Genomic DNA, 15,880 nt, shown 5'->3' with positions numbered 1-15,880 from the left:
GCCCGGCGGTCGCGCCTTCGGCCCTGAGCCGGGACCGCCTCGCGTCGTCGGAGCGGGACGGAGTGCTGCGTTTGTGGGGCCGTGGGGCGTACAAGAGCAATGGGGTTGACATGGTTGTGCCCCGCGCCGGACGGACCGGGCGGGGCACAGGGACAGCTTGTCAGGCGCCGGCCGGCCGGAGCGTGGCGTCGCGGCGGGCGGTGTGGCGCCAGCGGAGGATGATCGCGGTGGAGAGGGCGAAGCTGAAGATCGCCGGGGCCAGCGTGATCATGCTCATCTCGCCCGGTTTGACCACTGCGGCGCCGATCACGGCGTAGGTCACCGTGGACGGGATCGCGGCGATCGTGGTGCCGAGCAGGTAGCGCTTCTGGCAGACGCTGGTGGTGCCGTAGGCGTAGCCGACCAGGCCGAACGGGGCCAGCGGCAGGAACCTGACCAGCAGCACGGCGGCCAGGCCACGGCGGTTGAGCCAGCCGTCCAAGCGGGCCAGACGACTGCCGGCCCGGGCCTGCAGTGCGCCCCGGCCCGCCCAGCGGCCCGCGTAATAGGTGGCCACCGCGGCGATCACCGCGGCGGCCAGAGCGGCCGCCATGCCGTCCGCGGCGCCCAGCAGCGCGCCGCAGGTCATCGTGATGAGCGTCCGCGGGACCAGCGCCGACAGCAGCATGCCGCCCAGAACCGCCACCGCGACCACGGCGCCGGGGCCCAGGCCGACCACTGCGTCGCCGATCTCCCGCAAGGGGAGGACGGCCGCGGCGGCGGCGAGAGCGCCGACAGCGAGACCGAGCAGGGTGAAACGGATCGCGCGCCGTTTCCACCCGCCGGCCTTGGCCTGCTCAGGGGCGTTCAGGTTGTCGGTCATGCAGGCCTACCGCCCCACTGTCGTCGGCTCAGGTCAAGGTCATGCCGGGATCGCTGCCGCGAACCTTTCTCCCCGCAGCTTCTCGCTCCAGGTGTCGTCGAGAGGGGCAAGCCTATCCGCGCCGGTCGACCACTTCAGTAGCAGATCGGCGATAGCTGGGTTGCGGGCCAGCGCCGGGCCGTGCGAATACGTCCCGAGGATCTTGCCGGCCCAGGCGCCCTCGGTCTGGCCGTCGTTGCCGATGCCGCCGGTCACCCGGGCGAGCGGGGCGGCGTGCTGGCCGAGGTGCGTGCGGCCACCGTGGTTCTCGAAGCCGGTCAGCGGCGGCAGCCCCAGCCGGGGGTCGATGTCGCCGCGCAGCTCGCCGACCGCCCGGGTCTCGCCGCGGTCGGAGTGGATGTCGAGCAGACCCAGCCCGGCACACTGCACCCCCTTGGCGAAGAACGAGTGACCGAGCAGCTGGTAACCCGCGCAGATCGACAGCACCGAGGCACCCTGCTGGATCGCCTGGTGCAGGCCGCCGTCGGCGATCAGCCGCTGGGACGCGAGCGCCTGCGGGCCGTCCTCGCCGCCACCGATCAGGTAGATGTCGGCCGAGTTCGGCATCCGCTGGTCCGAGCGGACCTCGTAGGTCTCCACCGGGATGCCCCGGGCGGCGGCCCGCGCGGCGAGGATCAGCAGGTTGCCGCGGTCGCCGTAGGTCGAGAGCAGATCGGGGTAGATCCACACGATCCGCAGGGCCTCAGTTGACACGGTCCAACTCCGCTCGGATGTCCTGGAACGCCGTGTAGTTGGCGATCACTTCGAGGCGGCCGGGCGGCACGGACCGCAGCGCCTCGTCGAAAGTTTGTACGTGCCGGAACTGCACCTGGTTCACCTGCAGGCGGACGGCCAGGTCGAACGCCCGGTCCCCGGTGATCAGCACCGGCCGGTCGCGCAGCGGGGCGAAGTCGACGTCCCAGAGCCAGGACGTGTCCAGCCCGTCGGGGTCGCGCGCGTTGATGGAGAGCAGTGTCGGCGCCTGGTCGGCCATGTCGAAGGCCTCCAGCCAGCTCGCCGGGTTCTTCGCCAGGAGCAGCCGGATGTTGCGGCCCTCCTTGTCCACCTGCGCGTAGCGGCCGGCGATCGACGCGACCTGCTTGAGCGTGTGGACCGCCTCGATCGGCCGGACCCCGAACTGGGCGGCCACGGCCAGCGCGGTGGCCGCGTTGCCGATGTTGACCCGGCCGGGCAACTGGAGCTGCACCAGGTGCCAGTCACCGTTCGGGTCGAACACGCCACCGTCCTCGACCACCCACGACGGGCGCGGCCGGCGCAGCGGGCAGCCGGTGCACCACCAGTCGCCCTGCGCGCGCTCGATCGGGTGGCCGCTCTCCGGGCAGACGAACGAGTCGTCCAGCCAGCGCTGGCCGGCACTGAACCAGACCGACTGCGGGCTGCCGCTGGCCGCCCAGACCACCAGCGGGTCGTCGGCGTTGGCGACCACCTTGATCTCCGGGTGGGCGGCGAGCTTGGTCTTCCACATCTGCGCCATCATCGCCACCTCCTTCGCCCGGTCCAGCTGGTCGCGGGAGAGGTTGAGCAGCGCCACCACCTGCGGCTTGGTCTGGTCGATGACCTGGCCCAGGTAGTGCTCGTCGACCTCCAGGACGGCGAACGGGGTGTGCCCCTCCTTGGCCAGCGCCGAGGTGTGGCCGGTCGGCATGTTCGCGCCGTAACCGTTGGTGGCGACCCGGCCCAGGACACCGACGGCGGCCGCGGTGAAGCGGGTCGTGGTGGTCTTGCCGTTGGTGCCGGAGACCAGCGCGACGGCACGTCCGGCCGCCAGGTGGGCGAGCAGGTCAGGGTCGATCTTGAGGCCGATCCAGCCCCCGATCACCGAACCGTCGCCGCGTCCCGCGGCCCTGGAGAGTGCCGCGGCTGTCTTCGACACGGAGGTCGCGACCTTGGCGATGAGAGGCATTCCGTCCGTCACGCCAGCGAGGGTACCGGAACGGAACATTACCGCGAGTTGCCAGACCGGCAAGATCATGATCCTTTCGGTCATTTCCCCGGTCGGGGCGGTGCCGGACTTTTTATGTGTTCTGGTTCACCCGTAACCTTATGCTTTTCGTAGTGAACCAATCACTTTGAGTCACGGCATTTGTTTCCGGGAGCTTACAAAATGGACATGAGAATTTTGAGCAATTACCGAGGGTGATGGTTTTCATGCTGACGATCATGGGCTGAGTCGGGTACCAAGGAATCCGCCGACGGCACTTCGCCGACGGCCGCACCGGATCGGTTCACGCCGAGCCCTGCCCCGGGCCGGACCGGTGCGACACAGCAAGCAAGCCGACAACCAGGCAATCGGGGGCAGGGACGGGGGACCCAATTGCGGTCCTTCCCGAAACGCCGGCTCCACTGCGGCGTCCCCGGGACGGACCTTGGGGTGAAGCCGCCCACCCGCGGCCGGGCAAGCCCTTCCGCCCGAACCCGACAGCTAACCTCGCAGGTGTGCCGGAGGGAACTCTCTACCGTGCACGAACACAGTTCGAGCCGTCGCAGCCGCATGCCCGCATTCGGCCCCGGCACCGTCGCACTGTCCCTGGGTCTCTGCCTTTGTGCCGGCCAGCTGGTCGCAGCCTCGCCCGCTTCGGCGGCAACTGCGCCCACCGCCGTCACCCCGGTCGCCGCTACCACGGCCGCGGTCAAGGTCACACCCTCGCTGGCGTCCACGACCAGCACCCGGAAGCTCAAGTGGGGCTCCACCCTCAAGGTCACCGCCAAGGTGATCGACCCCGCCACCGGCAAGGTCGCCAAGGGCACCGTCCGTCTCCAGGGCTACAGCAACGGCGCATGGCGCAACCTGGACACCGACACCGTCAAGACCGGCGCGGTCACCCTGACCGCCAAGCCGAAGTCGACCCTCTGGGTCCGGACCATCTTCACCGGCTCCGGCTACAACCAGAAGGTCACGACCAAGGTCAAGGTCAAGGTCGTCGCCAGCGGCGCCAAGGTCCTCGCCGAGGCGAAGAAGCACAAGGGCGCGCTCTACAAGTACGGGGCGTCCGGACCGAAGCGGTTCGACTGCTCGGGCTTCACCAAGTACGTCTACAAGAAGACCACCGGGAAGAGCCTGCCCCACAAGGCGAACTCGCAGCAGAAGTACGGCAAGTCGGTTGCCAAGAGCAAGAAGCAGGTCGGCGACCTGATCATCTTCCGCAACGGCTCGTACGGCTACCACGCCGGGATCTACGCCGGCAACGGCTACATCTACGACTCGCCCCACACCGGTGCGCGGGTCGGCAAGCACAAGATCTGGAACAGCAACTATGTCGTACGGCGTCTGGTCGCCTAGTACGCCGATAGCTGATGCCTTGTCGCCGCCTAGGCGCGGCTGATGTCGCGTGGGCGCGGCTGATCCCACCGCGCCATCGCCCCACCGCGCCATCGTTCCGGCGGGAACCGTTCCCCCGACATCCCCAACGGTTTCCCACTTCAACGGCGACAAGGCCCAGCTTGGTGTACGACACCAGGTCGGTCGCGTGACAGCAGGCATCGGCGCCTGCCCCGCAAGGTCCCCCGTTGCGTGGCGGCAGGCATCCGTTGCCCTTCTTGATGCGACAGCAGGTCTACGTGCGACGCCCTTCCTGGTGCGACAGCAGGTCTAGACGAGTAAGTCCTAACTCGTTGGCTTGGTGAGTTGCGGTGTGAGACCTGTACGCGGGACCAGCGCTCAGTTGGGCGCGTGACCCGGGTAAAGGTGAAGGGTGTCGATGATCTGTTTGTGACGACAGACATCCACACCCTTCTCACCGCACTCTACGTGAAGATCGACGACTGGCTCGACAAGCCCCGCCGGACCGGCCGTCCGCCGAAACTGTCCGATGCTGAACTGATCACGATGGCCGTCGCCCAGGCACTGCTCGGGATCAGGTCGGAGGCGCGGTGGCTGCGGTTTCTGCCCCGGCATCTGCCCGGAGCGTTCCCGTACCTACCGGGCCAGTCGGGTTACAACAAGCGGCTACGGGCCGCGTTGCCGCTGTTGAAGAAGGCGATCCGCCTGGTGGCGGCGGACACCGATCTGTGGTTCGACGACGTCTGGGTCACCGACTCCACCCCGGTCGAATGCGGCCGGTCGAGGCCGACCGTGAAACGCTCCGACCTGGCCGGCTGGGCCGTCTACGGCTACTGCGCATCGCATTCACGGTTCTTCTGGGGACTGCGCCTGCACCTGATCTGCACACCCTCCGGTCTGCCGATCAGCTGGTCGCTCGCCGACGCCAAGGCAGACGACCGGCAGGTCCTGGCCGCAGCCCTCGAAGAGGATCCCGGTCTTCTCGCCACACGTCCCGGACAGCTGATCATCGCGGACAAGGGATACATCTCCGCCGAACTCGACCGCTGGCTCGCCGAACGCGGAGCCCGACTCCTACGGCCGTCCTACCGCAACCGGACCCCACGACCCGGCGAGCACCTGCTCAAACCCGTACGCCAACTGATCGAGTCGGTCAACGACACGCTGAAAGGCCAACTCGACCTCGAACTACACGGCGGCCGCAGCATCGAAGGCGTCACCGTCCGCATCGCCCAGCGCATCCTCGCCATGACCGCCGCGATCTGGCACAACCGCACCACCGGTCAGCCCCTGACCAGGTCACTGATCGCCTACGACCACTGACCCCGGTTAGGACTTACTCGTCTAGGTGCGACAGCAGGTTTCGTCGTTGGGCGGCAGTAGGTTTCGTCGCGCAACGGCCGCAGCGGGTTCCCCAGCGCAACAGTTCCAGTGAGTTGCGTCGCGCAGCGGCTGCAGTAAGTAAGGAATAGCAACGCCTTCCTGTGGGGCGTGACCCGGTTCGGGTCACGCCCCACAGGCATGTCCGAACCGGTTTCCACGCGAGCGCCCCGCCGCCCCAGCGCCCCAGGCTCCTTCGCCTTCACGCTCTCAGGTTCGTGCGTTCCTAGGTTCGTGCGGCCCCGGACCCGGGCGCTCCCAGGCCGGGCGCTCCCAGGCCGGGCGGCCCTAGGCACCTTTGCCTCCAGGCGCCTTGCCTCAGGCCCCGCTCTCTCGCCCCCGCCCCGTGCTCTCGCGTCCCGTGCCCTCTGCACCCCACGCCCCACGCCCTCCTTCGCCCCGCGCGCCTGGGTGGTGGCCGGCGCCTCCCGCATGGCGCGGTCCCGGATCCGAACCTCACCACGCGTCTCGGGCCTGTTTCGTGTGCTCCAAAGCTCGATCGCGTGTGGTGAGTGGTAGGTGGTCAGGCCGCAACACACCACGTTGAGTTTGGGCGCGAACTGAACCGTAAGCGGCCCGCGTTGCGGCGGTTCTTCCTCGCGGTTCGCTGAGCCAGGGTTGCCTTCAGGCGATCGCGAAACTTGGGCTGTTTGGGGTGCAACCTGCCTTCGACGTCAGCCGTGTCCTGGTGTGGTGGGTTTGCGAAGTAGACGGAACCCGCTCAGCGAAGCGAGGAATGTGCACGGCAACGGCAGGGATGAGTGGGCGTGGTGACAACGCGGGGGAGTGGGCCGGTGGATGCTCGGCAAGCGCGGGATCCGAAACCGGACAGCGCAAGGGATCGATGGGCGGGCTGTTCCGCGTCGCATGGTCGGCCTGCGTCACAATCGGCCCGCGTTACACAATCGGCCTGCGTTGCACGGTCGGCCCGCGTTACACAACCGGCCTGCGTTGCACGGTCGGCCTCGCGTCGAGCGGCTGGCTCGCGTCGCGAGGTCGGCCGGGCCTTCAATCCTCCAGGCTGCTCGACCGGCGACCCTCCGCCCTTGGCCGGCGATTTGCCTCCTGGCGGGCCCTGCCTTCCCGAAGGACTGTCTTCCGGTAGGGCCACTTTCCGGTGGAGCGGCGTCCTGGCGGGCCCCGCCTTCCCAAAGGACCGTCTTCCGGTAGGGCCACCTTCTGGTGGGCCCCGCCTTTCGGTAGGACCACTTTCTGGTGGGGTGGCGTCCTGACGGGCCCCACCTTTCGGTAGGACCACCTTCTGGCGGCCCCACCTTTCGGTAGGACCACCTTCTGGCGGCCCCACCTTTCGGTAGGACCACCTTCTGGCGGCCCCGCCTCTCGGTGGGACCACCTTCTGGTGGATCCCGCCTTTCGGTAGGACGGCTTTCTGGTGAGGCAGCGTCCTGAAGGGCTCCGTCCTCCGGTGGGACCGCTGTTCGGTAGGACGGCTTTCTGGTGAGGCAGCGTCCTGAAGGGCTCCGTCCTTCGGCGGGACCGCTGTTCGGTGGGACCGCCTTCTGGTGGGGACCGCTTTTCGGCGGGGCGGCCTCCTGGAGGGATTTGTCTTTCGGGGTCCAGGCGGGTGGCCCTCCAGGGCGGCCCTCCAGGCGGGATCCACTTTCGGCGGTCAGGGTGGTCCACTTCGTTCTGCTCGGTGGCTCCACTTCACTCCGCTGGGATGCTCCACTTCGCTCCCTGAGGGTGCTCCACTTTCCTCCACGGGGGCGCTCCACTTCCCTCCACCGGTGGGTGGTGGTAGGGGGTCGGTGGTGGGGGTGGGGTGGTTTGTGGGCTGGAAAACGGGCGGAACGGGACGGGGTGGGGGAAGGGGGGCGGTCAGTGGTGGGGGAAAGTGTGGGCGTTTTGCGACCGGGAGCGCTCGATGTCGGAAACTGGACGGAGTTGATCATGGCTGTGGGGGTGCGTTCGCTCCACCGCCTTTGAACTGGGATTACGTCTGCGAAAACGGCTCGGGAAGGGTTGCGTTCGGGTTGCAGGTGGAGGGAAGTGGAGTAGAGTGGAGCACAGTGGCAGGGCGGAGGAGCGACGCCGGACCTGCCGGCCCGAGTTGACAGGCGATCCGCTCCCTCCGCGATGGGGCGGCCGCCACGGCAAGGGGGTGGGGGCCGGTGTTTCTCGGCACGCACACTCCGCGCCTCGACGAGAAGGGCCGGCTGATCCTCCCGGCGAAGTTCCGTGATGAGCTGGCGGGAGGTGTCGTGATCACGAAGGGGCAGGAGCGCTGTCTTTACGTGTTCCCGATGCCGGAGTTCCAGCGCATCGCCGGTCAGCTGCGTGAGGCTCCGGTCACCAACAAGGCCGCCCGGGCTTACAGCCGGGTGTTCTTCGCGAGCGCGCACGACGAGGTTCCCGACAAGCAGGGCCGGGTGACGATTCCGGCCCATTTGCGGGGTTATGCCAGTCTTGATCGCGATCTCGTGGTGATCGGTGCGAGCACCCGTGTCGAGATCTGGGACAAGCAGTCCTGGGACGACTACCTCTCGGCGAGCGAAGAAGAGTTCGCCGACATCGAGGAGGGGGTGCTGCCCGGCGGACTGTAAGGCGTGGCACTCGGTGGGCTGCTGTTTCGGCCCGGACGCCACTGCCGCCGTACTGCGAGATCTCCAGCCGCTCCCGCTCCTGGCGCCTCTTCCCCGGCGCCAGGCGCGTGTCCGGGGCCGGTTCGCCGGCCCGGGGCTTCAGAGCGGATGGGGATCTGGCGGTACGGACGGGCGACCGGGCCGAACGGCGACATGGAACAAACGAGTGAAACGCGAGCGGTTACGGCAATGGGGGTCTTCATGGGGGAGCCGCGGGGCACACACGTGCCGGTGCTGCTCGAGCGCTGTTTGGAACTGCTCGATCCCGCCCTCAGGTTGCCTGGTTCCGTTCACGTCGACTTCACGCTGGGTCTGGGCGGGCACGCCGAAGCGGTTCTCGAGCGGTACCCGGACGTCGTCCTGGTCGGACTCGACCGGGACACCGAGGCGCTGGCGCACGCCCGTCATCGGCTGATCCGGTTCGGTGATCGGGCGCATCTGGTTCACGCGGTCTACGACGAGTTGCCGCGGGTCCTCGGTGAGCTGGGCATTCCGTCGATCCACAGTGGGCTCTTCGATCTCGGGGTGTCCTCGTTGCAGCTGGACGAGGCGGACCGCGGTTTTGCGTACTCCCAGGACGCTCCGCTGGACATGCGGATGGACCAGTCCCGGGGCGTGACCGCGGAGGAGGTCGTGAACTCGTACGAGCCGGGTGATCTTGTTCGCGTTTTGCGGCAGTACGGCGAGGAGAAGTTCGCTCCGCGGATCGTCCAGTCGATCGTGCGGGAGCGAGCGAAGGGGCGGATCACCTCCACGGCACGGCTGGCCGAGCTGGTCAAGGACGCGATCCCGGCCGCCGCGCGGCGAACAGGTGGAAATCCGGCAAAAAGGACCTTTCAGGCACTACGTATTGAGGTCAACGCCGAATTGGAGGCCCTGGAAGGGGCGGTTCCGGCGGCGTTGGACGTTCTGGCGCCTCGTGGGCGACTTGTGGTGATGAGTTATCAATCTCTGGAGGACAGGATCGTGAAGCGCGCGCTCGCCGCGAGGGCGCGCAGCACCGGGCCGATCGACCTGCCGGTCGAGCTGCCCGGAAGCGGTCCCAGCCTCAAACTCCTGACCAGGAGTTCGGAGCTGCCGAGCGAGGCCGAGGTGGCCGCCAATCCCAGGGCGGCCTCGGTGAAGCTGCGGGCGGTGGAACGGATCGACGAGCAGGAACAGGCGCAGAAGTTCAGCAAGGCCTTCGGAGCCGACCGCGAGCGGCCCCGGAGTGAAGGCAAGACGTTCGGAGCCGATCGCGAGCGGCCCCGAAGGGAAGGCAGGGCGTCCGGGGCCGACCGCGAGCGGTCCGGGACGGAAGGCAAGGCGCCGGGGGCCGGCCGCGAGCGGTCCCGGAGCGCCGGGCATCCCCGGACCGGGATGCCTGAGTAACACCGAGTTCCCAACGGGTGGGGGAACGCGGCGGTTACGCCCGGGGGCGAGAAGAGAAGAGGGGGAGGGAAGAGCATGAGCGAGCGATCCACAGCGTCGCGGTCGGGGGGCCGGGAGCGGACGCGGGGTACGGCCGGGGGGCCGGAGCGCCGGGTGAGCCGCGATGCCGACACCGGGACCGGCGGCGCACGGGCGCGCCGATCCGAGGGGGCCGACACGCGCCGGTCAGGGATCCGGAGCGGGAAGGGCCGGGACACGGCCGCACCCGTCGACGGCGCCGCCGCGCTCTCCATCGAGGTGACCGGTGAGACACCACCGGTGCCGGGTGGCCGTCCCCGCCTCTGGGTGGCTCCTCCGCTGCCGATCCAAGCGCCACGCGCCACCTTCGCCGTCGCGATCATCGCCGTGATCCTGGTCGGTATCGTCGGCATCCTGCTGGTCAGCACCAAGACCATGGAGCAGTCGTTCCGTCTCGACGCCCTCCGCAACGAGAAGACCGTCCTCGACAAGCAGCAGCAGGAGCTGGAACGGCAGCTGGTCGAGGCGTCCGGTCCGGGCAACCTGACCGCCGCCGCCCGCCGGCTGGGCCTGGTCGCGCACGACGACCCCGCGGTGCTCCGGTTGCCGAACGGCGACATCATCCGCCCGCTCACCCCCGGCCAGGGCCCGACCTCACCGACCAGCGGCAAGGGCCTCGGCGAGAAGCCGGCCGACGAGAGCACCGAGAAGGCCGGCACGGACGCGGACGCCACGAAGGCCGGCGCGGACGCCACAAACGCCGGCGCGGACGCCACAAACGCCGGCGCGGACGCCACGAAGGCCGGCGCCGGAGATGCGAAGGCCGGCACGGACACGATGCAGAGCGGCTCGGGTACGGACACCGCGCAGAGTGGTTCGGGCACGGACACCGCGCAGAGCGGGCCGGGTGCCGACGCCACGAAGACCGGGGAGTAGGCGAACAGTGCCGCCGAGAGACGACGAGAAACCGCGCCGGGGGAATCTGACCCGGCGCGGTTCGTCACCCGACCTGCCCGGCGAGGAGCCGGGTGACGACCCGCGCGAGGGCCGTCGCGGCCGTTCCAGCATCGGCGACGCGCGGGCCTACACCCCGCGCGGCCGGACCGTGGCCGAGCGGGGCCGGGTGCCCCGCGGCAACGGCCGCAACGCCGACCCGTTCCGCCCCGCCCTGCAGGTCCTCGACGGCGGCGAGACCACCCAGCGCGCCCGGGGCCGCAAGGCCGACCAGCCACCGGCCCAGCGGGACACCGAGCCGGCCAGAAGAGCGCAGCGGGACACCGAGCCGTCCAGGAGGACGCAGCGGGACACCGAGCCGTCCAGGAGGACGCAGCGGGACACCGAGCCGGTCAAGAGGGCGTCACGGGACACCGAGCCGCCCAGGAGGACGCAGCGAAAGACCGAGCCGCGGGACACCGAGCCGCGCGGCCGGAGCACGACGAGGTCCCGCGAGGACGGCCGTTCCCGGCGAACGAGCGACGACCGTCAGCAGCGGTCGCGGGAGCCGAAGGACCGCAGGGACACCGGCAGACGGGTCTCCGACCGCGGACGGGGCCCCTCCGGACGTACCAGCAGGGAAAAAAGGCCGACCCTCGCCGAACCGCCGAAACTCGCCAACAGCACCCGTCGCCTGCGTCTGGGCACGGTCTTGGCTCTTTCGCTCTTCGTCACCATCGGCGTGCGCCTGGTCGTGCTGCAGGTGGCGACGTCGCCGGAGGAGGCCGCGAGCCTGCTGGAGCTGCGGGAGAACCGGCTGAGCAGCATGACGCTCCCGGCGCCGCGCGGCAGCATCCTGGACCGCAACGGCAACGTGCTCGCGCACAGCGTGGAGGCGCGGTACGTCTACGCCGACCCGGAGAACCCCGACCTGCAGAAGGACGTCCCCGGTACGGCGGCCCAGCTCGCGCCGCTGCTCGGCGTCGCGCAGTCGGAGCTGATCGCGGACATGCAGCGGACCAAGCTGGTGGAGGGGTGGCTGAAGTTCCGCTACCTGGCCCGTGGTGTGAACGTGGCGGTGGCCGACAAGATCGACGCGTTGAAGCTGCCGGGCATCTACACGCACCTGGACGAGCGGCGTGACGTACCGGGCAAGGATCTGGCCTCGAACCTGATCGGGTTCACCGGTGCGGGCGACGAGCAGCGCGGCCTGGAGGGTCTGGAGGCGCGTTACGACGACCTGCTGCACGGCACCGACGGCAAGCGGGTCTTCGAGGTCGGCGCGGGCAGCAAGCTGAACAAGCCGATCCCGGACGGGTTCCAGCAGGACACCGCGGCCCAGCCGGGCAGCTCGCTGCAGCTCACCATCGACCAGGACCTGCAGTACCAGGTGCAGCGGGTGCTGGACGCGGAGGCCAAGAAGAAGAACGCGTCGATCGCCGGCGCGGTGGTGCTGGACGCCCGGACCGGCGAGGTGATGGCGCAGGCCAGCTACCCGTCGTACAACGCGGCGAACTGGCAGAAGGTCGACGCCGAGGACCGGATCGACGTGCCGACCAGCGTGATCACCGACCCGGGGTCGAGCCACAAGGCGTTCATCTTCGGGGCGGCGCTGCAGGAGGGCCTGATCAAGCCGGACGATCTGATCACGATCGGTCCGGGGATCAAGAAGGGCGACACCCCCTTCAACGACACCCACCCGCAGGATCCCGGCACCCGGATGACGCTGCCGGGGCTGCTCGCCTACTCGTCCAACGTGGGCACCATCCTGATCGCCGACAAGCTCGGCAAGGAGAAGGTCTACGAGTACCAGCAGAAGTTCGGGCTGGGTGCGGCGACCGGCGAGGGCATGCCCGGCGAGGCGGCCGGTGAGCTGCTCAAACCGGAGGACTGGAGCGGGTCGTCGTACGGGTCGGTGCCGATCGGCCACAGTGTCTCGGCCACGCTGATCCAGATGGCGGCCGGGTACGGCGCGATCGCCAACGACGGCACCTACATCCAGCCGCACCTGATCAAGGCCACCATCTCCGGCACGGACGGTGCGGTGACCCCGGCCGCCGCGCCGAAGACGCACGAGGTGCTGCGGCCCGAGGTGGCCCGGCAACTGCGCGAGATGATGGAGGCGGTGGTCGACGTCAAGGGTGGCACGGGTGGCGCCGCGGCGGTCAAGGGTTACCGGGTGGCGGGCAAGACCGGCACCGGCAAGATGCTCATCGACGGGCAGTACACCAGCCACAACGCCAGCTCGTTCATCGGGATGGCGCCGGCCGAGAACCCGCGGTACGTGATCGCGGTGTCGATGGACGTCAGCACCGGCGGTGGTGGCGACGTGGCGGCGCCGGCGTTCAGCGAGATGATGTCGTACGCGCTGCTGCACAACCATGTGCCGCCGTCCGGTACCGAGGCGCCCACTTTCAAGATCAAGGAATGACCCGGGTCGCATGGCGTTGACAGCGCGCTCCCAGAGACGGGGTAGGGTCTGACGCCGTGTCCGGCATTCCACGTCCCGAGACCGTGGAGCCGTGCCTGGTGGCGCGGCTCGCGGAACTGTTATCGGCAGAGCTGACCGGCGGTGACGTCCCGGTTACCGGAGTAACTCACAGTAGTCGAGAGGTTCGTCCGGGTGATCTCTACGCGGCGTTGCCCGGTGCGAACCGGCACGGCGCGGAGTTCGCCGCGGACGCCGCCCGCGCCGGTGCGGCAGCCGTCCTGACCGATCCGGCCGGGCGTGACCGCGCGCTCGCCGCCGGGCTGCCGGTGCTGGTGGCCGACGATCCACGGGCGGTGCTCGGCGCGGCATCGGCGGCGATCTACTCCGACCCGTCCCGGCGGCTCACCATGATCGGTATCACCGGGACGGCCGGGAAGACCTCCACGTCGTACCTGGTCGAGGCCGGGCTGCGGGCGGCCGGCAAGGTCACCGGTCTGGTCGGCACGGTGGAGACGCGGCTCGGCGACCTGGTGGTCAAGAGCGTGCGCACCACCCCCGAGGCCACCGACCTGCAGGCGATCCTGGCCGCCGGCGTCGAGCGTGGTGTCGAGGCGGTCGTCATGGAGGTCTCCAGCCACGCGCTGGTGATGGGCCGGGCCGACGGCATCCGGTTCGCGGCCGGCGGCTACACCAACTTCGGCCAGGACCACCTGGACTTCCACCCGACCTCTGAGGACTACTTCGAGGCCAAGGCGCGGCTGTTCGACGGCCGGTCCGCCGCCGAGGTCCTCAACTTCGACGACCCGGCGCTGCGGCCGCTCTTCAAGGACGCCACGATCACCTACTCGGCCGCCGGGTCGGCGGACGCCACCTGGTGGGCCACCGACGTCCGGCCGTCCGATTTCGGTCAGCGCTTCACCGCGCACGGGCCGGACGGGGTCACCGTCGCGACCGGTGTGGCGCTGCCCGGCCTGCACAACGTGGCGAACGCGCTGCTCGCGCTGGCGCTGCTGGTCGCCGCCGGGGTGGACGCGCAGGTCGCCGGGGACGGCATCGCGGCCTGCCGCGGTGTGCCCGGCCGGCTGGAGCTGGTCCCGGCGTCCGGCGAGATCCTCGGCGTCGTCGACTACGCGCACAAACCCAACGCGATCGTGGCCGCCCTGGCCGCGCTGCGTGACCTGGCCGAGGCCCGCGGCGGGCGGCTGATCTGCGTGATCGGCGCCGGCGGCGACCGTGACCAGGGCAAACGCCCGCTGATGGGGGAGGCCGCCGCGCACGGTGCGGATCTGGTGATCGTCACCGACGACAACCCCAGGACCGAGGATCCGGCTTTTGTACGGTCGGGCGTGCGCGCCGGAGCCGAGGCCGCCCACTCGGCGGCCAAGGTCGTCGAGGTCGCCGGTCGTGGGGCGGCCATCGCCGAGGCGGTCCGGATGGCGTCCGCCGGTGACGTGATCGCCGTGCTCGGCAAGGGCAACGAGCAGGGCCAGGAGGTGAACGGCGAGGTGCTGCCGTTCGACGACCGCATCGAACTGTCCGCCGCACTGGAGGCTCGCGCATGATCCCTCTCACCCTGGACGAGATCGCCACGATCACCGGTGGGCGCGTCGTCGGCGACGCCTCGGTGACCGTCACCGGCGCCGCCGAGTACGACTCCCGCAAGATCGGCCCCGGTGGACTGTTCGTGGCGTTCCCCGGTGAGAAGGTGGACGGTCACGACTTCGCCGGGACCGCCGTGGCGGCGGGCGCGGCCGCGGTGCTGAGCACCCGGGAGACCGCGTTCCCCGGGGTGGTCGTCGAGGACCCCCTTGCCGCGCTGGCCGAGCTGGCCCGGGTCGTGGTGTCCCGTCTGGACAAGCTGACCGTGGTCGGGGTGACCGGCTCGTCCGGCAAGACCACCACCAAGGACCTGATGGGGCAGCTGCTGTCCCGTCTCGGCCCGACCGTGGCGCTGCCCGGCTCGCTCAACAACGAGCTGGGATTCCCGTACACCGTGCTGCAGGCGACCGAGGCGACCCGGTTCCTGGTGCTGGAGATGGGCGCCCGCAAGGTGGGCCACATCAGGTACCTGACCGAGATCGCCCGCCCGTCGATCGGCGTGGTGCTGAACGTGGGTGTCGCGCACGTCGGCGAGTTCGGTTCGGTCGACCTGATCGCGCAGGCCAAGGGCGAGCTGGTCGAGGCGCTGCCGGAGTCCGGGGTGGCGATCCTGAACGCGGACGACCCGCGGGTGGCGGCGATGGCCTCGCGTACTGCGGCCCCGGTGGTTCTGACCGGTGTCGCTGAGTCGGCGTCCGTCCGGGCTACGGATGTGGATGTTGATAACTACGGAAAAGCCTCATATTCTCTGATCTCCGGCGAAAAGTCCGGCCGGGTGCGGCTTGCCGTGGCCGGCGAACACCAGGTGGCGAACTCACTGGCCGCCGCCGCGGTGGCCCTCGCCGCCGGAATGGAGTTCGGTGACCTGGTCACCGCGCTCGGGGAGGTCGGCATCGTGTCCGGCCGCCGGATGGATGTCGTGACCCGGCCCGACGGGGCCGTTCTCATCGACGACTCCTACAACGCCAACCCCTCGTCGACCGCCGCCGCCCTGCGCGCGCTGGCCGCGATGGGATCCGGGCGTCGCACCACCGCCGTGCTCGGCTACATGGCCGAGCTGGGGGAACACGAGACGAGCGGGCACGCCGAGGTCGGGCGGCTCGCCGCCGAACTGGGCGTGGACCGGCTGATCGCGGTAGCCGAGAACGCCCGCCCGATCCTGGACGGCGCCACCGGAGTGCCGGACTGGACGGGTACCGCCCGATTCGCCGCCGACCAGGCCGGCGCGATCGAGATCCTGCAAGCCGACCTGCGCGCCGACGACGTCGTGCTGGTCAAGGGTTCCCGCTACCGCACATGGGACGTCGCCGACTGGCTGCGGCGTACCGAGGAGGTCTGAGCCC

General features: G+C 69.7%; 11 protein-coding genes and 1 riboswitch. Of the genes, 8 read left to right on the top strand and 3 right to left on the bottom strand.

Annotation, left to right across the window (positions count from 1 at the left end; translation table 11 throughout):
- Positions 1-160: 160 nt before the first annotated feature.
- The 3 genes from Aco03nite_RS06310 to Aco03nite_RS06300 are packed head-to-tail and all read right to left on the bottom strand — an operon-like array spanning position 161 to position 2,825.
- Positions 161-862, bottom strand: a complete 702-nt coding sequence (locus tag Aco03nite_RS06310; protein ID WP_203793809.1) for a TVP38/TMEM64 family protein — start codon at positions 860-862, stop codon at positions 161-163.
- 39 nt (positions 863-901) lie between these two features.
- Positions 902-1,615 (bottom strand): type 1 glutamine amidotransferase, encoded by a 714-nt coding sequence (locus tag Aco03nite_RS06305; protein WP_203793808.1) that lies wholly within the window; start codon positions 1,613-1,615, stop codon positions 902-904.
- Positions 1,605-2,825 (bottom strand): Mur ligase family protein, encoded by a 1,221-nt coding sequence (locus Aco03nite_RS06300; protein ID WP_203793878.1) that lies wholly within the window; start codon positions 2,823-2,825, stop codon positions 1,605-1,607. Before Aco03nite_RS06300 ends, Aco03nite_RS06305 begins: the two co-directional genes overlap by 11 nt.
- Positions 2,826-3,184: 359 nt before the next feature.
- Positions 3,185-3,374: riboswitch (cyclic di-AMP (ydaO/yuaA leader) on the top strand.
- 39 nt (positions 3,375-3,413) lie between these two features.
- Between Aco03nite_RS06300 and Aco03nite_RS06295 the strand changes: the two genes are divergently transcribed.
- The 8 genes from Aco03nite_RS06295 (at position 3,414) to Aco03nite_RS06265 (ending at position 15,876) form a co-directional block, all read left to right on the top strand.
- Complete coding sequence (locus tag Aco03nite_RS06295) at positions 3,414-4,202, top strand: C40 family peptidase (RefSeq protein WP_203793807.1); 789 nt, start codon at positions 3,414-3,416, stop codon at positions 4,200-4,202.
- A gap of 429 nt (positions 4,203-4,631) precedes the next feature.
- Positions 4,632-5,525: an IS982 family transposase gene (locus Aco03nite_RS06290; protein ID WP_203793806.1), complete on the top strand. Its 894-nt coding sequence runs from the start codon at positions 4,632-4,634 to the stop codon at positions 5,523-5,525.
- 2,189 nt (positions 5,526-7,714) lie between these two features.
- Positions 7,715-8,146, top strand: a complete 432-nt coding sequence (gene mraZ, locus Aco03nite_RS06285) for a division/cell wall cluster transcriptional repressor MraZ (RefSeq protein ID WP_203793805.1) — start codon at positions 7,715-7,717, stop codon at positions 8,144-8,146.
- Positions 8,147-8,374: 228 nt separating this feature from the next.
- Positions 8,375-9,556, top strand: coding sequence for a 16S rRNA (cytosine(1402)-N(4))-methyltransferase RsmH (rsmH, locus tag Aco03nite_RS06280; protein WP_203793804.1), 1,182 nt, complete (start codon positions 8,375-8,377; stop codon positions 9,554-9,556).
- A gap of 153 nt (positions 9,557-9,709) precedes the next feature.
- Entirely contained in the window at positions 9,710-10,510 is an 801-nt protein-coding gene (gene ftsL, locus Aco03nite_RS52710) for a cell division protein FtsL (protein WP_239144951.1), read from the top strand.
- Positions 10,511-10,517: 7 nt separating this feature from the next.
- Positions 10,518-12,938 (top strand): penicillin-binding transpeptidase domain-containing protein, encoded by a 2,421-nt coding sequence (locus Aco03nite_RS06275; RefSeq protein ID WP_239144950.1) that lies wholly within the window; start codon positions 10,518-10,520, stop codon positions 12,936-12,938.
- A 56-nt stretch (positions 12,939-12,994) separates the two neighbouring features.
- A complete protein-coding gene (locus Aco03nite_RS06270) occupies positions 12,995-14,500 on the top strand; it encodes a UDP-N-acetylmuramoyl-L-alanyl-D-glutamate--2,6-diaminopimelate ligase (RefSeq protein ID WP_203793802.1) in 1,506 nt (501 codons plus the stop codon).
- Positions 14,497-15,876, top strand: a complete 1,380-nt coding sequence (locus Aco03nite_RS06265) for a UDP-N-acetylmuramoyl-tripeptide--D-alanyl-D-alanine ligase (RefSeq protein WP_203793801.1) — start codon at positions 14,497-14,499, stop codon at positions 15,874-15,876. The genes Aco03nite_RS06270 and Aco03nite_RS06265 overlap by 4 nt, the downstream gene beginning before the upstream one ends.
- Positions 15,877-15,880: the final 4 nt, after the last annotated feature.

The organism is Actinoplanes couchii (assembly GCF_016862075.1).
In the GTDB taxonomy this organism is placed as follows: domain Bacteria; phylum Actinomycetota; class Actinomycetes; order Mycobacteriales; family Micromonosporaceae; genus Actinoplanes; species Actinoplanes couchii.
This window is presented reverse-complemented; position numbering and strand designations above follow the sequence as displayed.